Raw genomic sequence first — 17,655 nt, 5'->3', positions numbered from 1 at the left:
ATCAGCGCATAAAAAAGCCGGACAGGTCCTCCCTGCCCGGCTTTTTTTATCTGCAAACCAGATTTATTATTTCTTGGCTGGTGCCTTTTTGGCAGCAGGCTTCTCCGCCGCTGGCTTCTTGGCAGGCGCTTTTTCCGCAGCAGCTTTGGCCGGAGCCTTTTTCGCTGCAGCTTTCTTGGCCGGTGCTTTTTCTGCTTCAGCCTTGGCTGGTGCTTTTTTCTCAGCAGCAGGCTTTTTCGCAGCAGCCTTCTTGGCCGGCGCCTTCTTCTTGGCGGCTGGCTTGGTTTCCGCTTCGTCTTCTGCCTCGATCGCGGCTTCCAGTTCTTCGCGCGTTACCTTGCGGTCGGTTACTTCTGCCTTGTCAAACAGGAAGTCGACAACCTTGTCTTCATACATTGGAGCACGAAGCTGGGCAGCGGCCATCTGGTCCTGCTGGATATACTGAATGAACCGGTCGCGGTCTTCCGGACGATATTGTTGGGCCGCCTGCTGCATCAGCATCGACATTTCCTGCTGACTGACTTCTACGCCATTGGCCTGGCCGATTTCGGAAAGCAGCAATCCGAGACGGACACGACGGACCGCGATATCGCGATATTCGTCCTTCTCGTCTTCCATTTCCTTGCGAGCGGCTTCGGAATCTTCTTCCTGCTCGGCTTCCTGCTCGAGCTGCTGCCAGATCTGGCTGAACTCGGCTTCGACCATGCCCGGTGGCACTTCGAAATCATGACTCGCGGCGAGCTGGTCAAGCAGCTTGCGCTTCATATGGGTGCGGGTCAGGCCGTTGAGTTCCTGTTCGATCTGCCCCTTGAGCAATTCGGTCAGTTGATCGATGCCTTCGAGACCCATGGATTTCGCCATTTCGTCGTCGGCCTTGGCGACCTTCGGCTTCTGCACTTCGCCGATGACAACATCGAACGTTGCGTCTTTGCCCTTGAGGTCCTCGACATTATAGTCATCGGGGAAGGTTACCTTGACGAGAACTTCGTCATTGGCTTTCTTGCCGATGAGCTGGTCCTCGAAGCCCGGGATCAAACGGCCGGAGCCCAGTTCGATCGCCATGCCTTCGCCCTTGCCGCCTTCAAATGGCACGCCGTCGACCTTGCCTTCAAAATCGATCAGGCACTGGTCGCCGACCTGCGCCTTGTAGGATTTGGCAGCGGTTTCGAACTGCTTCTGGCTCTCGGCAAATTTCTGCAGGGCTTCATCAACGGTTTTCTTGTCCGCTTCGACTTGCAGACGTTCCAGCTTCAGGCCTTCAACATCCGGTGTCGGAACATCCGGCAGGATTTCGAGGTCCAGCTTGACGTTTGCGTCCTTACCCGGCTCATAGCCTTCTTCAAGGTCGACATTGGGCTGCATCGCCGGACGGAGCTTGTTGTCCGTCAGGGTCTTTTCGATGCTTTCCTGGATCGAGCTGGTCAGCGCGTCCTGCATCAAGGCATCATTGTGCATCTTGCGCACAAGATTGGCCGGAACCTTGCCTTTGCGGAAGCCGGGCATATTTACCTGGGGTGCCATTTTCTGCACTTCGGCTTCGACCCGCGATTCGATATCTTTCGCGGTAATCTTGATTTCATAGGCCCGTTTCAGACCTTCGTTCAGCGTTTCAACAATCTGCATGACTATCCTTTGGTGCCTTCATATTCAGTGTTTTTCGATCGATTTTGCAACTAACTTGGTGCGGGCGAAGGGACTCGAACCCCCACACCCGAAGATACCAGAACCTAAATCTGGCGCGTCTACCAATTCCGCCACGCCCGCACAGTTACGTCGTCAAAACTCTATCGAAGTACGATTGACCCGCGCGCCTAGCCCAATGGCGGGCTGAGGGCAAGTGGGCTTTGCGATGGATTTAACCCAAAGCCTTCTTCAACAATTCATTCACCACCTGCGGATTGGCCTTGCCCTGCATCGCTTTCATCGTCTGACCGACGAAGAAACCGAACAGCTTGTCCTTGCCGTCGCGATATTGGGCGACCTTGTCTTCGTTGGCGGCCATCACGTCGGCGATCACTTTTTCGATCGCGCCGGTGTCGGATTCCTGCTTGAGGCCCTGCTCCTCGACGATTTTTTTCGCGCCATCGCCGGTTTCAAGCATGATTTCGAATACCTGCTTGGCGATCTTGCCGGAAATCGTGTCGTCGGCAACCAGACTGAGTAATTCAGCTGCTTGCGCGGGCGAAACCGGGCTATTCTCTATATCGAGACCCATGCGGTTGAGGGCCCCGAATAATTCCGATGTGACCCAGTTTGCGGCACTGCTGGCGATTTTTTCAGGCTGGTCGGTGGTTTCGAGCAGCTCTTCGAACCAGAGAGCGGTTTCATGCTCTGCGGTCAGGACCGCTGCATTATAGGCGCTCAGGCCGAGGACGCTCTTGTAGCGCGCGCGCTTCTCGTCCGGCAGTTCGGGAAGGCTTGCCTTGCAGTCAAAGATGAAATCATCTTCCAGTTCCAGCGGCAGCAGGTCGGGATCGGGGAAATAGCGGTAATCATGCGCATCTTCTTTCGAGCGCATCGACCGGGTTTCGTTGCGGTCGGGATCGAACAGGCGGGTTTCCTGGACCACGGTGCCGCCGTCCTCGATCAGATCGACCTGACGCTGGGCTTCATATTCGATCACAGCCTGGATGAAGCGCATCGAGTTGACATTCTTGGTCTCGGTGCGGGTGCCGAGTTCACCACCCGGCTTGCGCACGCTGACATTGACGTCGGCGCGCATCGAGCCCTGTTCCATATTGCCGTCGCATGAACCGACATAGCGCAGGATCGAGCGGAGCTTGCGGACATAAGCCGCCGCTTCCTTGGGCGAAGTCATATCCGGCTTGGAAACGATTTCCATCAGCGCGACGCCGCAGCGGTTGAGATCGACATAGGACATGGTCGGATGCTGGTCGTGCATCAGCTTGCCGGCATCCTGCTCGATATGGATGCGCTCGACACCGATCGCCTTGCCGTGGGCATCGGGATCTTTTTCATCGAGCGAAATCTGGATCATGCCCTCACCCACGATCGGATGGTAAAGCTGGGAAATCTGGTAACCCTGCGGCAGATCGGCGTAGAAATAATTCTTGCGGTCGAAGCGCGAATATTTGTTGATCTGCGCATTGATCGCGAGACCGGTGCGCACCGCCTGACGGACGCATTCGCCGTTCAGCACCGGCAACATGCCGGGCATCGCAGCGTCAACTAGGCTGACCTGCGTATTCGGCTCGGCGCCAAATTCGGTCGAGGCGCCGGAAAAGAGCTTCGACTTGGAAGTGATCTGTGCGTGGACCTCGAGGCCGATCACGACCTCCCATTCGCCGGTTCCGCCCTGGATACGATATGTTGATTCAGTCATTTCTACCACCACTGCTCTGGTTTCGCGACAAATCCGGCGCGTTCTTCGATCGCCAGTCCGGCGTTAAACACGCTCTGTTCATCCAGCGCCTTGCCGATGATCTGCAAGCCTAGCGGCAATCCCTTGCCGTCCAGTCCCGCAGGCACCGACATCGCTGGCAGTCCGGCCAGCGAGCTGGGCACGGTGAACACGTCGTTCAGATACATGGCCAGCGGATCGTCGCTTTTCTCGCCCAGACCAAAGGCCGCGCTTGGTGCGGTCGGCGTCAGGAGCAGGTCGCAGCTGTTCCAGGCCCTGTCGAAATCCTGCGAGATCAGCGTCCGGACTTTCTGCGCCTGCGTATAATAAGCGTCATAATAGCCGGCGCTCAGCACATAAGTGCCGATCATGATCCGGCGTTTCACTTCCGGTCCGAAACCGGCTTCGCGGGTCGCGGCATACATGTCCTGCAGCCCTGCCCCGTCCGGCAGATCGCGCAGTCCGTAGCGCACGCCATCATAGCGCGAGAGGTTGGACGATGCTTCGGCAGGGGCGATGATATAATAAGCTGGCAGCGCATATTTGGTGTGCGGCAGCGAGACATCGACGATGGTCGCGCCGGCATCCTTCAGCATCTCTATGCCCTTTTGCCACAGCGCATCGATTTCCGGAGGCATGTTCTCGACCCGATATTCCTTGGGAATACCGATTTTCTTGCCAGCAAGGTTGCTGCTGAGCGCCGCTTCCCAGTCGGGGACGGGGAGATTCAGCGAAGTCGAGTCCTTGGCATCGAAACCGGCCATGGATCCGAGCATGATCGCGCAGTCGCGGACATCATGCGCCATCGGCCCTGCCTGATCGAGCGAACTGGCGAAAGCAATCGTGCCCCAGCGCGAGCAGCGGCCATAAGTCGGTTTGAAACCGGTGATGCCGGTGAAGGCGGCCGGTTGGCGAATCGATCCGCCAGTGTCAGTGCCGGTCGCGGCTGGCGCAATGCGTCCCGAAACCACCGCTGCGCTGCCGCCCGACGAACCGCCGGGAGTCAGATCGCTGTTGCCGCCGTCATTGCGACGCCAGGGCGAGATGACATTGCCGAAGGCGCTGGTCTCGTTCGACGAGCCCATCGCGAACTGGTCCAGATTGAGCTTGCCGAGCATGCCGGCACCAGCCTTGAACAGGTTGGACGACACGGTCGATTCATATTGCGGAACAAAGCCCTTGAGGATGCCGCTGGCCGCGGTCGTCTCGACGCCCTGCGTGCAGAAGAGATCCTTCATGCCTATCGGAACGCCGGCCATCTTGCCGAGGGTTTCACCGGCCGCCTTCGCCCTGTCGGTCGTTTCCGCCGCCGCCAGAGCATGTTCCGGTGTTTCGACCAGAAAAGCATTCAGTGGCTTGGCCGCGCTAACTCGCGCGATAAAGGTCTCTGCAACTTCTTTCGCGGTGAAATCGCCATCGGCGATCCCGCTGCGGATATCCGCGATACCCATTTCAAATATTGCGGTCATAGCACTGGCTCCGTTCGTGCTGAGCTTGTCGAAGCATTGGTTCGCGCCATCTCACCCTTCGACAGGCTCAGGGCGAACGGGGTTTCTTTCCGAAACATCATTATTCAATCACCTTGGGAACTGCAAAAAAGCCATGTTCGGCAATTGGCGCATTGGCCAGTATCTTGTCGCGAATCTCGCCGTCGGTGACGACATCTTCGCGCAGCCGCAATTTGTTCGGGATCACCGCCGTCATCGGCTCCACCTTCGAACAATCCACTTCGCCCAGTTGCTCGACCCATCCCAATATCTGGTTGAGTTCGGGCACGAAGGCATCCGCTTCGGCTTCGGTAATCGCGATCCTCGAGAGGCTGGCGATCTTTTTGACGGTTTCCTTATCGATTGACATGACTCATTCTTTTCAGGTTCATCTTTTTTCGGGTATTTTGGATTTATATTGTGTACCGAGCGCCGCTAGCACTGGCGCGGAGCGGCTTCAAGCGGATTGAGGCAGCAGCATATAGGTTGGAGCATATTTTGGCGCGTAAATTTCTCTATTTTGTCGCAAGCATCGTCATCCTGGTCATTGCCGGTGCATTTGTTTTCCGTGTCTACGGCGAAGAGCTGATGGAAGTGGCCTTTGTTCCCGACGCCGAATTCACGGCACAGGAAGTGCTGGAGAACAATGTCTACGCAAACACCGACATGTGGCTGGCGCGGCCTGAATTGGTGAAAGGCAACCCTGCCCTCTGGCTTCCGCAGGGATATGAGGATGCTGAACCGGCACTCGCGGATAATGAAAAAGCCGCGGTTTTCTTCGTCCACCCGACTTCCTTTCTGAAAAAGGACCAATGGAATGCGCCCTTGGATGACAAGGAGTCGCAAGCGCGTGCGCGAATATTCCTGCGCGGTCAAGCCAGCGCCTTCAATGCCGTTGGCACAGTTTGGGCGCCGCGTTACCGGCAAGCGACTCTGGGGGCCTTTCTCACTGAAAAACCCGAAGGCCAGCGGGCGCTCGATGCAGCCTATCAGGACGTACTGGCAGCCTTTGATTATTTTGTCGCCGAGATCCCGGACAATCAGCCGATCATTTTGGCGGGGCACAGCCAGGGCAGCCTGCATCTGACCAATTTGCTCAAGGACCGGGTTGCGGGCACACCGCTCGCCAACCGGGTTGTCGCTGCTTATGTGGCCGGCTGGCCCGTCTCTGCGGAAACCGATGTCCCGGAAATGGGACTCGATATTTGCGAAGCACCCGATCAGACGCGCTGTATAGCAAGCTGGCAGAGCTTTGCAGAGCCCGCCGATTATGGCCGAATTCTGAAAGTTTATGACATGACGATCGGTTTCAATGGTCAGCCTCGCAAGGAGACGCCCATCCTGTGCAGCAATCCGATCAATGGCGATATTGGCTCTTCTGCAATGGCCTCGGCAAATCTCGGAACCCTGGTCCCCAATGATGATCTGAGCGATGCGACGCTGGTGGCGGGCGCGGTTCCGGCCAGATGCGATGATCGTGGCTTTCTGCTGATCGGTGATCCGCCCGAAATCGGTCCCTATGCCCTGCCCGGCAATAATTACCATGTTTACGACTATAGCCTGTTCTGGACCAATATTCGTGCCGACGCGCGCCGGAGGATGGCAGCATTTCGGGCTCGCTAATCTCTGATGATGTCGCGGCCTTTGCCCAGGCATTGCCGGATGGCGGCCGGTTGCTGGGCCTTGATATCGGGACGAAAACGGTGGGCATGGCATTGTGCGATTCACACTGGACCTTCGCGACGGCGGCCGAGACCATCGAACGGCGCAAATTTTCCAAGGATCTGGAGCGGATCAAGGCCGTGATTGCCGAACAGAATATCGTCGGACTTGTGGCTGGCCTGCCGCTCAATCTGGATGGTAGCCAGAGCCAGCAGACCCAGGCGGCGCGATCTTTCGCACAGAATCTCAAGCCGCTTGGTCTGCCGATATTATTGTGGGACGAACGCTGGAGCACCCAGGCGGTCACCCGCGACCTGATCGCATCGGACGTCAGCCGGAAAAAACGCGCCAAGGTGGTCGACAAAATGGCTGCCGCCTATATTTTGCAAGGAGCGATCGACAGGCTTGCCGCGCTGCCATCATGACTCTATAGAACCCGCTTTAATGACATCGCAAAAAACCGCATCGTCGCAATCCTTTCCAGCCGGATCGGATGCTTTTCCTCATCGTCATCTATTGGGTATCGCCGGGCTGCACCCCTGGGAGATATTATTTCTGCTCGAGGAGGCCAAGCAATGGGTCGATCTCAACAAGAAATCCAGCAAACATGCCGACAAGCTGGATGGCCTGACCGTGATCAATGCCTTTTTCGAGAATAGCACCAGAACGCTGTTATCCTTTGAAATCGCCGGAAAACGCATGGGCGCGGATGTCGTCAACATGCACGCGGCACAATCGAGTATCAAGAAAGGCGAAACGCTGATCGATACGGCGGTTACGCTCAACGCGATGAAGGCAGATGCGATTGTCATCCGTCACGGCAGTTCCGGCGCGGTGCAGCTGATTGCCGACAAGGTCGATTGCCCGGTGCTCAACGCCGGCGACGGCAGCCATGAACATCCGACACAGGCCCTGCTCGACGCCTTGACGATCCAGCGCCGCAAGGGCGACATCAGCGGACTGACGGTGACCATCTGCGGTGACGTGATGCACAGCCGGGTCGCGCGCTCCAATATCTATTGCCTGACCACGCTCGGCGCGAAAGTGAAGGTTTGCGCCCCGCCCTCTCTGCTTCCCGCCGCCCTCGATCGTTTCAATGTCGAGGTCTTCACCAATTTCGATGAAGCTCTCCAGGGCAGCGATGTGGTGATGATGTTGCGGCTTCAGAACGAACGCATGAACGGGGACTTCATCCCCAGCCCGCGGGAATATCATTATCTTTACGGCCTGACGCAGGAACGTCTCAAGCTCGCCAACGACGGCGCTTTGGTGATGCACCCGGGGCCGATGAACCGCGGAGTCGAGATTGACAGCGATGTTGCCGATAACCTGGAAAATTCCGCGATAACCGAACAGGTCGAGATGGGGGTCGCAGTGCGCATGGCATGCCTCGACATATTGACCCGCAAGTCGCGTGGCGTGGAGGGCTGGTCATGAAACGGATTTTCACCAATGCACGACTGATGTTGCCGAACGAGCCACAGCCCAAAGAGGGTGACTTGGTTGTCGATGGCGATCGCATCGCATTGGCTTCGGATGTCGCCGATGGCGAGCATAGAAAAACAGTCGACTGCAAGGGCAGGATATTGGCACCGGGAATTGTCGATCTTGGCGTATTCGCGATCGACAAGCCGGCCTTTCGTTTTGGTGGAATTACCAGAGCCGCGTTGATGCCGGACCAGTCCCCGGTTCTCGATTTGCCGGCAATGATCAAGCAGAGCGCCGCCGAGGGCAAGCCGGATCTATGGTCTCATCCCATCGCGGCCGCGACACCGGGCCTCGAAGGAAAGCGTCTCGCGGAAATAGGCTTGATGAAACGGTCAGGAGCCAAAGCGGTGGCCACGGGCCGACAATGGATCGCAGACAGCGGACTGATGCTGAAGCTCCTGCAATATTGCCGGTCACTGGAGTTGCCGCTGATCGTGCACAGCGAGGATGCTGGACTGACGTCCGGCGCTGTCGCGACCAATGGTGAAACCGCAACGCGGCTGGGATTGGCCAGCGCTACGGCAGCGGCCGAAGCCGTGTCGATCGCCCGGGATATTGCGTTGGTCCGTGAAACCGGGGCCCGATTGCACTTTCGTCAGGTTACTACGGCGGATGGCCTGAACCTAATTCGTACTGCGAAATCCGAGCAGTTGCCGGTGACCTGTGGCATCACCCCTGCCCATCTTTTATTATCCGACATCGCGATCAGCGATTTCCGCACATTTGCCCGGCTTTCCCCACCGCTGCGAAGCGAAGAAAATCGCCTTGCCTGTATGGAAGCGGTCCAGGACGGGACGATTGATGTGATTTCTTCGGGCCATGATCCGCGCGGGCCAGAGGACAAACGCCTGCCCTATGCGGAAGCCGCTACGGGAATGGCTGGAGCGGAGACGCTGCTGGCGCTCTCTTTCACGCTGGTCCGGGACGGCATGATTTCGATCGGGCGGCTGTTCGAGCTTTTATCCACCAATCCGGCAAAAATACTCGGTGTCGAGGCAGGCTTGCTGCTTCCGGGATATGAAGCTGATTTCATCCTCGTCGATGAAGACGGTCCCTGGCAGGTCGATACCCGCAAAATGGCTGCAGCTGCGGGCAATACACCTTTTGACGGGCTCCCCGTCCAGGGTCGCGTGACAGCCATATATAAAGGCGGCAGAGCTTATTAGCTCGCCGCCTCTAGCTGATATATTTGGGTGTAACTAGCGCGAGGCCAGTTTTTTCGGTGTCTGGCTCGCCATACGTGTCGGCGCAGCCTTGCTGACCCCCGTGGCATGACGAACAATGCAATTTCCACCCTTTGCCTTGATGCCGGAACACATTGCTTCGGCAGTTTGCGCATTGCCAAAACCGATAGCCGCCAAGCGATACAGGGTCTTACCCTTCACGTTGACCCGTGAACTTGCATATTGAAACGAATTCAGATCGCTATTCCTGGCCGACAATATCCCCCAAGCGCGTTTGGCGCCCTCGGCCGAAGAGAAAGCACCCAGTTGCACCAGATGAGTTCCGGATGACGATCCCGTAGTTTTCTGGGCTGGCTGATAGGAGGCTTTCTGCATCACGGGTTTGGCAGCAGATGCGGACTGAACAGCAGCTGTTTTGACTGGAGCCGAGTTGTTGCTTTCTGTGACAGATTTGGAGTCCGCGACAACGCGTGATGCTTTTGTTTCTGCTTTAACCAGCGGTGTAGCAGCCGGGGGTTTTCCGCCGGCATTGCTTGCTGGCACCGAGACCGATGCCACTTTAACGCTATTTTCCTTGGCAAGAAAATCGACATCACTTCCTGCCGTTGGTGCCGGTCCGATGGCCGGCAGCGGGCTATTGCGGTCAAAGCTCGCAACTTCGCGTCCATAATCCTGTTCGGGAGAAGCCGCTACACTCACCGGTGCATAAGCCGCCCGCAGAGCGAGTTGAACCGGTTGACCCGGGTCATTCGCTACCGGAGTTACGTTGAGCACGGTAGCAACGCGCGTTTGATAGGCGCCCGGGCGCGCCATCTGGGCCCATTGCATGACACGGTCGTTGACCAACGCTGGCGACACATCCTGCACCGCCATCAACTTGGCTTCTTTCCAGCGACCATCCAAGGCATATGCCAGACCGAGGTTCTGGCGAGTACGGCCTGTGACATTGGCTTCACGGATCGCTTGCTCAAGAACCTCAATCGCGGTCTTGCTGTCGCCGGCAAGGGCCAGAGCGAGGCCATAATCTGCGGCCGGAATATATTGACGATTATCGATCACGAGGGCTTTCGCTTTGTCCGCCTTGCCCTGGCCCAATTGCGCCAGACTGAGGCTCAGGATGGTGCGGGCATCGGTCTTGCCGAGTTCCATTGCATCGAGAAAACTGCGTTCCGCGGAAGCCAGACGACCAGCGGACAAATAGGCCTGACCCAGCAAGGCCCTTGTTTCGGGGTCACTGCCAACACCAGCTACAGAGCGCTCGGCATAGGCAATCGCAGCGTCAAGATCGCCTTTGGCCAATGCCTTTTCGGCTTTGCGGGCATATTTCGCGCCGTCTTTGACCGATGCCGGTTCGCTTGACATGGATGCGACGGAACTGCCCCCAAACGGGCCGCAACCGGTCAACACGGTGGCGAACACCATGGAGGAAGCAGCCATTCTCAATATTATATCGCGTTTCATTTCTATGTCCTCGCGTTAAAAATCAGTCGTTTCAATTCGAATTCGCTTCAAACCTTGATCAAGCAGCTCCGCGCGATGGAATGCGCTTGGCCAGATCGTCCAGTTCGGGAATAGTCTTCAAATATTCGTCTACCGCCTTGGTCACCAATTGCTGGGCCGAGACATTTTTGACTGCGGTCGCCAAGCGCAATTTTAAATGTCTTTCCGGATCGAGACGAAGGGTGAATGCCGTTTTTGCCTTGCTGGTCCTTGATTTCGTCGCCGGCCTCGGTTGCTTTGCCTCGCGACCTTGCGTTCTGGCAGCGTCCAAAAGAACTGAATTTCGCGCCAGTGGCTTAACTTCGCGCGATATTGGAAGTGATATGGGTGCGGCTGCCAATTCTCTTTGGCCCGTCTCCACCGTTTCTTCCTCGGCAGGCTTCACACCCAATTTGGCAGCGATTTCTTCCTGCTGCTGCCTGACGGCGGCGCCAGGGTTGGGAATTGCTCCAGCCAAGGGGTTGTGGGGCAGATGTTCGACGGGATGTGCATCATGGTCGGGATCAACGTCATAGCCCATGTCATTCCAGCCAAGATCCTCATGGGTTTCACCAGAATGATCGGACGAATTGTCAGGGAAATTCGAATAGCCCTGACGACGCATCGCCGGCTTTGCGCCGCCTTTTCGAGCCAGCAGGCTGGAGGAAAGAGACGCGAATGGTTTCGGATCGCTCATTTTTTCAGCTTCCCCCATTACGAACCAACCACGCGCCGGCCAAAGTTGCCAGCTTGCCGATGAACGCCCGGATTGACGTGCTGAGCCATTGCCGGAGCGCTGAAAATCGTCCGGCGGAAATTCTTCTCAAGCCGATCGGAAATATAGGACCAGAGATGGACAATCTCCTGCGCTGACCGGCATTTGGCGTCGACTTCCATCACGGTACGGCCGTCGATCATGGAGCCTGCAAAATCAGTACGATGATGAACGGTAACCGGTGCCACGGTGCCGTGCTGAGACAGCGCAACGGCCGCTTCGGAGGTGATCTTGGCTTTCGGGGTCGCACCGTTCACGACGAAAAGCAGCGGCTTGCCGGCCCGTTCGCAAAGATCCACGGTCGCGCCGACGGCACGAAGGTCATGCGGACTCGGGCGAGTCGGGATAACGATGAGCTCTGCAACGGATATCACGCTCTGGATCGCCATGGTGATGGCCGGAGGTGTATCGATGACGGCCAGCTTGAAACCCTGCTGGCGCAATATCGCCAGATCGGAAGCGAGACGGGAAACGGTGGTCTGTGCAAATGCCGGCAATTCGGCTTCTCGCTCGTTCCACCAATCCGCCAAGGATCCTTGCGGATCGATGTCAATCAATACAACAGGGCCAGCCCCGGCCAATTGTGCCTGCACAGCCAAATGACCCGACAATGTAGTCTTGCCGGAGCCACCCTTTTGCGAAGCCATCGCTAGAACTCGCACGCTATTCCCCTTGTTCAATCACGGCAGAATCTGCCTAAAAATCTTTGTCCGGGTGCTTTTGTGACAGAACAGGTCTAAAATAGGGTTAACAAGTTCATGGCGATTTTGCGCTGCGGAGAAGGAAGATTTACAGTGACCCGTTAGGGGAATCCTCAACAGCCGCTCCAGTTTTTGCTAGACTTGGAGAGTCGCGGCAGTTTAGCACTGAAAAAACGGCTATTATCGCGCAGTTAATGAACATTGATCACCAAGGAATATTCCATGAAAAAGGCCAATCATCCCATCACGCCGTTGCTCGGACTGGCACTAATTCTGGTTTCCGCGCCGGCCTTGGCTGATGTTAAGGCCGGGGTCGACGCATGGGGTCGCGGCGATTTTCAGACAGCGATTAACGAATGGCGGGGACCTGCTGCAAAAGGCGACGCCGATGCACAGTTCAATCTTGGCCAGGCCTATAAATTGGGTCGTGGCGTTCTCCAGGATTTGGGGGAGGCTGAAAAATGGTACAAAAAAGCGGCTGATCAGGGTCACATGCAGGCCAGTGACAATTATGGTCTGGTGCTGTTTCAGGCCAATCGCCGGAGCGAAGCCCTGCCCTATTTGCAGGCCTCCGTCGAACGCGGCGAACCGCGGGCGCAATATGTTTTGGGTACCGGCCATTTCAACGGAGATTTTGTCGAAAAGGACTGGATCAAGGCTTATGCTCTGATGACGCGCGCGTCGGCACAGGAACTGCCGCAGGCAACGAGCAATCTTGCTCAAATGGATCGCTTCATCCCGATTGAAGACCGCCGTCGTGCGATCGAACTGGCGGGCCAGATGGAGCAGGACGAACAGCGGATCAAAACCGCCCAAGTCGGTGGCCTGCGTCCGCCGCAGTCGACCGGGTCCGTGCAAACGGCGCAATTGCCGCCGTCCCGTCCTGCCCTACCCACCCCGGTTCCGGAGGCAGGCCCGAATGCGCCTGGCGTTACTTATGCGCCAAGCCCGACACCGGCGCCAGCACCGGTCCAGGCAGCACCCGTCGCGACACCGGCTACGGTAAAAGCTGCCGTCAGCGGAGACTGGCGTGTGCAGCTGGGCGCATTTAGCGATGAGAATAAGGCGAAAAACCTGTGGACCAAGCTGGAAGGCAGCATTTCTGCCTTGGCCGGAATGCAGCCCTATCTGGTCAAGGCGGGCGGGATCACCCGGTTACAGGCAGGACCTTTTGCAACCCGGGCACAAGCGGATTCGATGTGCAGCAGCGTCAAGGCTGCCGGCAATGACTGCATTACAAAGCGGCGCTAGAACGCGTCTATTTGGTGACCCACTGGTCGGCGCCAATTCCCTGAATATACAGCAGCGCCGTGAGATCATTATATTTGATGGCGATGTCAGCGGCTTGTGCGGCTTTCGGCTTGGCGTGATATGCAATACCGAGTCCAGCCCGTTGCAGCATCGGAATATCGTTGGCACCATCACCAACTGCCATGCAAAGCTCCAAGGACAGGCTCGCCGCTTGCGCGCCTGACTGCAGCAGCTCGTCCTTGCGGGTCGAATCGACTATCGGTCCGTCCAGCCCGCCGGTCAGCAAGCCCCCGCCTTCGCCCAGAATATTCGCATGAAAAGACTCAAATCCAATGGCTTGCGCGACAGGCTTCGCAAATTTTGTGAATCCGCCTGACACCAATATAGTCGATGCTCCGCTCCGGGCCATGGTTCTGACAAGGGTTTCCGCCCCCGGCATGATTTTCACCCGTTCATCCAGACAAAGTTGAATAGCGGCGGTATCCAGCCCCTCGAGCAGCGCTACCCTGCTGCGGAGCGCTTGTTCAAAATCCAGTTCGCCCTGCATCGCGCGTTCGGTGATCGCTGCGATCTCGGACTTTATGCCGGCATAATCAGCCAGTTCATCGATACATTCGACCGTGATCATGGTGCTATCCATGTCGGAAATCAGGAGTTTCTTGACGCGATTTGCTTCCGGCTGCACCGCCACGTCAATATCGCCTTCCATCTGTTCGAGATGGGCCCGCACCTTGACCGGATCTCCTTTGAAGAAAATATCCAGCGCCTTCGCGTCGATCATATCGGATTGACGAATGATCGAGGCACCGGAAGCGCCAAGGCCCGAAATCGCCGACTGAATATCTCTCTCATTCAGGGATTCTTTTGCTATGAGCGTGGCGATGAACATGATTTCTCCAAAACAGGGCCGGAATGTTGCGCTGGTTGTTGGCCCGACGGCCAGCGGCAAATCCGCATTGGCATTGGATATCGCCAAAAAGCAACCCTCGGTGATCATCAATGCCGACAGCGCCCAGGTCTATCGCGATCTCACCATTTTGAGCGCGCGCCCGACCGAGGAGGAGATGCAGGGCATCGAACATCAGCTCTTTGGCTATATTGATGGCGAAGAGGCCTGTTCCGCAGCGCGCTGGGCGAGTGACGCCAAGACGGCAATCGCTGCCGCCCACGAGCGCGACATTTTGCCGATACTGGTGGGCGGCACTGGTCTATATGTCCGGATATTGCTCGAGGGCATCGCGCCGATTCCGGAAATTGAACCGGAAATCCGGCAGGAAATCCGGAAAATGGAAACATTGGAAGCATATCGCGCGCTTCAGCAAATTGATCCGGTTTCGGCAGAAAGGCTGAATGATACCGACACCACCCGCATCCAGCGCGCGCTGGAAGTGGCAAAGTCGACTGGCAAGCCACTGGATCATTGGCAAAAGTACAAGGTTGGCGGGATTGGCAAAGATATCAAATTGCATCCGCTGGTTCTGCTGCCGCCACGAGAATGGCTTTACGAACGCTGTGATCGGCGCTTGCACGAGATGGTCGACCGAGGCGCAAGGGAAGAAGTGGAGAGACTAATGTCACGCAATCTGCCCGCCAACCTGCCAGTCATGCGGGCGATCGGCGTAGCTGAAATCGCAGCGTGGATAGTCGGAGACTTCAGCCGTGATATTGCCATCGAGCGGGCGCAAATCGCGACGCGGCAATATGCCAAGCGCCAATATACCTGGTTCCGCAATCAGAGTCCGGCGGCTTGGCCACGAGCCGAAGACATATTAAATAACGATATCAATATCAATTTTGAAACTATATTACAGTATTAAGCCTTGACATAATATAATCAGATATGTAGCCAGCCCCGAATTAACAAAGCCTTGCCTATTGTGTTGCAGTGCATCATGGCGGGCCGGCAGCACGTAACAGACAGTTGATGGAGCATGATGTGGCCGAAAAAAGCGGCGCCGATATATTGGTCGAAACCCTGCTGGATCTGGGTGTGGATACCGTTTTCGGCTATCCGGGCGGCGCTGTGCTTCCCATTTATGATGCGCTCTATGAGCATCCCAAGATCAAGCATATTCTGGTCCGTCACGAACAGGCAGCGACCCATGCGGCGGAAGGCTATGCCCGTTCCACCGGCAAGCCCGGCGTTGTGCTGGTTACGTCCGGTCCCGGAGCGACCAATGCCGTCACCGGTATCACCGATGCGCTGATGGACAGCATCCCGATGGTCGTCATCACTGGCCAGGTCGCCACCAATCTGATCGGCACCGACGCTTTTCAGGAAGCCGATACGATCGGAATTACGCGCCATTGCACCAAACATAATTATCTGGTGAAAAAGCCGTCCGATCTGGCGCATGTTGTGCAGGAAGCCTTTCATATCGCGACACAGGGCCGCCCGGGCCCGGTGGTCATCGATATTCCCAAAAATGTTCAGGTTGCGGCAGCAGAATTCAGCCGCAATGTGACCACCGGCAATTCCCGCTATCAGCCGCAGACCGAAGGCGATTTCAAGGCGATCAACGCCGCTGCCGAAATGATCATGGCTGCGAAAGCGCCGATTCTCTATACCGGCGGCGGGATCATCAACAGCGGACCCAAGGCCAGCGAAGCCCTGCGGGAACTGGCCGAATTGCTCGGTTGCCCGGTAACTTCGACGCTGATGGGACTGGGTGCCTTTCCGGCTTCTTCCGACAAATGGCTGGGCATGCTGGGGATGCACGGCACGTTTGAAGCCAACATGGCGATGAACAAGGCCGACCTCGTGGTCTGCCTCGGCGCACGCTTTGACGACCGGATCACCGGACGGCTCGACGCATTCTCGCCGAACAGCAAGAAAATCCATGTCGATATCGACCGCTCTTCAATCAACAAGACGATCAGGGTTGATCTGCCGGTTATCGGCGATGTTGGCCGGGTAATGGAGCAATTGATCGCCGTTCTCAAGGGTCGTCGCTTTGCCACACCCGACCATGGCGAATGGTGGTCGCGGATCAAGGGCTGGCGCGCGACCAATTGCCTGGATTATCCTGAGAGCAAGACGGAAATCATGCCGCAGGAGGCGATCCGCAAATTGTGGGAAGCGACCCACAAGCGCGAACCGATCATCACCACTGAAGTCGGCCAGCACCAGATGTGGGCGGCCCAGCATTTTGATTTTGAAAACCCCAATAAATGGCTGACCAGCGGTGGCCTCGGCACCATGGGCTATGGCTTGCCTGCCGCCATTGGCGCGCAGCTTGGCAATCCCGAAGCTCTCGTCATTGATATTGCCGGTGAAGCGTCGATCCAGATGAATATTCAGGAGCTCGGCACCGCCACCCAATATCGCCTGCCGGTGAAGATATTCATCCTCAACAACGAATATATGGGGATGGTTCGCCAATGGCAGGAACTGACCTATGAAAGCCGCTATTCAAACAGTTATAGCGATAGTCTGCCGGATTTTGTGAAGCTGGCGGAAAGCTATGACTGGACCGGTATCCGGATCGAGGATCCCGCCGATCTGGAATCCGGCATTCAGAAGATGATCGAAACCGACGGACCGGTCATGGTCGATTGCCGGGTCGCAAAACTGGCGAACTGCTTCCCGATGATCCCGTCCGGCGCAGCCCATACGGAGATGCTTCTGACCGAAGCCGACGTAAAAGGTACGATGGACGACCAAGCAAAGGCCCTAGTCTGATGCATATTCACGAAGAAGCCGTTGAACGGCACGTTCTTGCCGTATTGGTCGACAATGAGGCCGGCATATTGGCCCGGATCGCCGGTATGTTTACCGCGCGCGGCTATAATATCGACAGCCTGACCGTCGCCGATATCAGCGAAGACCATGCCGTGAGCCGGATCACCATCGCCACCAACGGACCGCCGCATGTGATCGAGCAGATTATCGCCCAGCTCGACCGGCTGGTGCCGGTGCACAGCGTTCGCGATCTGACCGCTTCCGGCCCCCATGTGCAGCGCGAACTGGCGCTGGTGAAGGTTGCCGGCAAGGGTGAGAACCGGATCGAGGCGATGCGTCTCGCCGATGCCTATCGCGCCCGGATTGTCGACGCGTCCACCGAGAGCTTCATTTTCGAGATTACCGGTGCGCCGGAGAAAATAGAAACATTTGTCGCTTTGATGCGCGAAGTCGGGCTGGTCGAAGTCGGCCGAACCGGCGTAGTCGCCGTAGGACGGGGTCCGACAGCCAGTTGAATTTGAATTAATCCAACCGTCATTCTGAACGCGTTTCAGAATCTGTTCAAAGGGCCAAGAGGGCCTTGCA

Annotated in this window: 16 protein-coding genes and 1 tRNA gene; 8 read left to right on the top strand and 9 right to left on the bottom strand. The window is 56.9% G+C overall.

The features are described from left to right. Nucleotides 1–66: 66 nt before the first annotated feature. The 5 genes from tig to gatC all read right to left on the bottom strand — a co-directional run bounded on the left by tig (nucleotide 67) and on the right by gatC (nucleotide 5,218). Nucleotides 67–1,623: a trigger factor gene (tig, locus tag AZE99_RS07315; protein ID WP_067199347.1), complete on the bottom strand. Its 1,557-nt coding sequence runs from the start codon at nucleotides 1,621–1,623 to the stop codon at nucleotides 67–69. 56 nt (nucleotides 1,624–1,679) lie between these two features. Further along, nucleotides 1,680–1,764, bottom strand: a tRNA-Leu gene (locus AZE99_RS07310). Between the two features lie 91 nt (nucleotides 1,765–1,855). After that, nucleotides 1,856–3,343, bottom strand: a complete 1,488-nt coding sequence (gatB, locus tag AZE99_RS07305) for an Asp-tRNA(Asn)/Glu-tRNA(Gln) amidotransferase subunit GatB (RefSeq protein ID WP_067199345.1) — start codon at nucleotides 3,341–3,343, stop codon at nucleotides 1,856–1,858. A 2-nt stretch (nucleotides 3,344–3,345) separates the two neighbouring features. Then, nucleotides 3,346–4,830: an Asp-tRNA(Asn)/Glu-tRNA(Gln) amidotransferase subunit GatA gene (gene gatA, locus AZE99_RS07300; protein ID WP_067199343.1), complete on the bottom strand. Its 1,485-nt coding sequence runs from the start codon at nucleotides 4,828–4,830 to the stop codon at nucleotides 3,346–3,348. A gap of 100 nt (nucleotides 4,831–4,930) precedes the next feature. After that, nucleotides 4,931–5,218 (bottom strand): Asp-tRNA(Asn)/Glu-tRNA(Gln) amidotransferase subunit GatC, encoded by a 288-nt coding sequence (gatC, locus tag AZE99_RS07295; protein ID WP_067199340.1) that lies wholly within the window; start codon nucleotides 5,216–5,218, stop codon nucleotides 4,931–4,933. Between the two features lie 128 nt (nucleotides 5,219–5,346). On the opposite strand from gatC, the gene AZE99_RS07290 reads away from it, so the two are divergent. Genes AZE99_RS07290 through AZE99_RS07275 form a run of 4 tightly spaced genes read left to right on the top strand, consistent with a single transcriptional unit; the run spans nucleotide 5,347 to nucleotide 9,164 of the window. Next, nucleotides 5,347–6,471, top strand: coding sequence for a DUF3089 domain-containing protein (locus AZE99_RS07290; protein ID WP_067203400.1), 1,125 nt, complete (start codon nucleotides 5,347–5,349; stop codon nucleotides 6,469–6,471). Beyond that, a complete protein-coding gene (ruvX, locus tag AZE99_RS07285) occupies nucleotides 6,456–6,935 on the top strand; it encodes a Holliday junction resolvase RuvX (RefSeq protein ID WP_067199339.1) in 480 nt (159 codons plus the stop codon). The genes AZE99_RS07290 and ruvX overlap by 16 nt, the downstream gene beginning before the upstream one ends. Nucleotides 6,936–6,954: 19 nt before the next feature. Then, nucleotides 6,955–7,947, top strand: coding sequence for an aspartate carbamoyltransferase catalytic subunit (locus AZE99_RS07280; RefSeq protein ID WP_067199336.1), 993 nt, complete (start codon nucleotides 6,955–6,957; stop codon nucleotides 7,945–7,947). Then, nucleotides 7,944–9,164 carry a dihydroorotase gene (locus AZE99_RS07275; protein WP_067199333.1) on the top strand — a complete coding sequence of 407 codons (1,221 nt, stop codon included), beginning with the start codon at nucleotides 7,944–7,946 and terminating at the stop codon, nucleotides 9,162–9,164. Before AZE99_RS07280 ends, AZE99_RS07275 begins: the two co-directional genes overlap by 4 nt. Nucleotides 9,165–9,197: 33 nt before the next feature. Here the strand turns inward: AZE99_RS07275 and AZE99_RS07270 are convergent, their stop codons facing one another. Genes AZE99_RS07270 through AZE99_RS07260 form a run of 3 tightly spaced genes read right to left on the bottom strand, consistent with a single transcriptional unit; the run spans nucleotide 9,198 to nucleotide 12,098 of the window. Further along, nucleotides 9,198–10,643: an SPOR domain-containing protein gene (locus AZE99_RS07270; protein ID WP_067199331.1), complete on the bottom strand. Its 1,446-nt coding sequence runs from the start codon at nucleotides 10,641–10,643 to the stop codon at nucleotides 9,198–9,200. Between the two features lie 58 nt (nucleotides 10,644–10,701). Beyond that, nucleotides 10,702–11,358 (bottom strand): hypothetical protein, encoded by a 657-nt coding sequence (locus AZE99_RS07265; RefSeq protein WP_082788467.1) that lies wholly within the window; start codon nucleotides 11,356–11,358, stop codon nucleotides 10,702–10,704. Nucleotides 11,359–11,375: 17 nt separating this feature from the next. Beyond that, the gene (locus AZE99_RS07260) at nucleotides 11,376–12,098 is read right to left on the bottom strand and encodes a ParA family protein (protein WP_082788276.1); all 723 of its coding nucleotides are present in this window, start codon (nucleotides 12,096–12,098) and stop codon (nucleotides 11,376–11,378) included. Nucleotides 12,099–12,359: 261 nt separating this feature from the next. Here AZE99_RS07260 and AZE99_RS07255 point away from each other — a divergent pair, with 261 nt between their 5' ends. Further along, nucleotides 12,360–13,388 (top strand): SPOR domain-containing protein, encoded by a 1,029-nt coding sequence (locus AZE99_RS07255; protein WP_067203398.1) that lies wholly within the window; start codon nucleotides 12,360–12,362, stop codon nucleotides 13,386–13,388. A gap of 7 nt (nucleotides 13,389–13,395) precedes the next feature. Here AZE99_RS07255 and serB read toward each other — a convergent pair whose 3' ends face one another. Next, the gene (gene serB, locus AZE99_RS07250) at nucleotides 13,396–14,277 is read right to left on the bottom strand and encodes a phosphoserine phosphatase SerB (RefSeq protein WP_067203396.1); all 882 of its coding nucleotides are present in this window, start codon (nucleotides 14,275–14,277) and stop codon (nucleotides 13,396–13,398) included. On the opposite strand from serB, the gene miaA reads away from it, so the two are divergent. The 3 genes from miaA to ilvN all read left to right on the top strand — a co-directional run bounded on the left by miaA (nucleotide 14,270) and on the right by ilvN (nucleotide 17,585). Then, complete coding sequence (miaA, locus tag AZE99_RS07245) at nucleotides 14,270–15,205, top strand: tRNA (adenosine(37)-N6)-dimethylallyltransferase MiaA (protein ID WP_067203395.1); 936 nt, start codon at nucleotides 14,270–14,272, stop codon at nucleotides 15,203–15,205. The two genes, serB and miaA, sit on opposite strands and share 8 nt — an antisense overlap. 119 nt (nucleotides 15,206–15,324) lie before the next feature. Beyond that, nucleotides 15,325–17,070, top strand: a complete 1,746-nt coding sequence (locus AZE99_RS07240) for an acetolactate synthase 3 large subunit (RefSeq protein WP_067203393.1) — start codon at nucleotides 15,325–15,327, stop codon at nucleotides 17,068–17,070. Then, nucleotides 17,070–17,585, top strand: coding sequence for an acetolactate synthase small subunit (gene ilvN / locus AZE99_RS07235; protein WP_067199324.1), 516 nt, complete (start codon nucleotides 17,070–17,072; stop codon nucleotides 17,583–17,585). The genes AZE99_RS07240 and ilvN overlap by 1 nt, the downstream gene beginning before the upstream one ends. Nucleotides 17,586–17,655 lie beyond the last annotated feature (70 nt).

Origin of the sequence: Sphingorhabdus sp. M41, assembly GCF_001586275.1 — a bacterium.
GTDB lineage: Bacteria > Pseudomonadota > Alphaproteobacteria > Sphingomonadales > Sphingomonadaceae > Parasphingorhabdus.
The sequence above is the reverse complement of the archived record's forward strand: the minus strand, read 5'-3'. Positions and strand labels throughout refer to the sequence as shown.

Excerpts from the sequence above, each read along its gene's own strand:
- AZE99_RS07275 (WP_067199333.1), top strand. The coding sequence starts at position 7,944 with ATGAAACGGATTTTCACCAATGCACGACTGATGTTGCCGAACGAGCCA.
- serB (WP_067203396.1), bottom strand. The coding sequence starts at position 14,277 with ATGTTCATCGCCACGCTCATAGCAAAAGAATCCCTGAATGAGAGAGAT.
- AZE99_RS07255 (WP_067203398.1), top strand. The coding sequence starts at position 12,360 with ATGAAAAAGGCCAATCATCCCATCACGCCGTTGCTCGGACTGGCACTA.
- AZE99_RS07270 (WP_067199331.1), bottom strand. The coding sequence starts at position 10,643 with ATGAAACGCGATATAATATTGAGAATGGCTGCTTCCTCCATGGTGTTC.
- gatB (WP_067199345.1), bottom strand. The coding sequence starts at position 3,343 with ATGACTGAATCAACATATCGTATCCAGGGCGGAACCGGCGAATGGGAG.
- tig (WP_067199347.1), bottom strand. The coding sequence starts at position 1,623 with ATGCAGATTGTTGAAACGCTGAACGAAGGTCTGAAACGGGCCTATGAA.
- ilvN (WP_067199324.1), top strand. The coding sequence starts at position 17,070 with ATGCATATTCACGAAGAAGCCGTTGAACGGCACGTTCTTGCCGTATTG.
- miaA (WP_067203395.1), top strand. The coding sequence starts at position 14,270 with ATGAACATGATTTCTCCAAAACAGGGCCGGAATGTTGCGCTGGTTGTT.
- AZE99_RS07280 (WP_067199336.1), top strand. The coding sequence starts at position 6,955 with ATGACATCGCAAAAAACCGCATCGTCGCAATCCTTTCCAGCCGGATCG.
- gatC (WP_067199340.1), bottom strand. The coding sequence starts at position 5,218 with ATGTCAATCGATAAGGAAACCGTCAAAAAGATCGCCAGCCTCTCGAGG.
- gatA (WP_067199343.1), bottom strand. The coding sequence starts at position 4,830 with ATGACCGCAATATTTGAAATGGGTATCGCGGATATCCGCAGCGGGATC.
- AZE99_RS07265 (WP_082788467.1), bottom strand. The coding sequence starts at position 11,358 with ATGAGCGATCCGAAACCATTCGCGTCTCTTTCCTCCAGCCTGCTGGCT.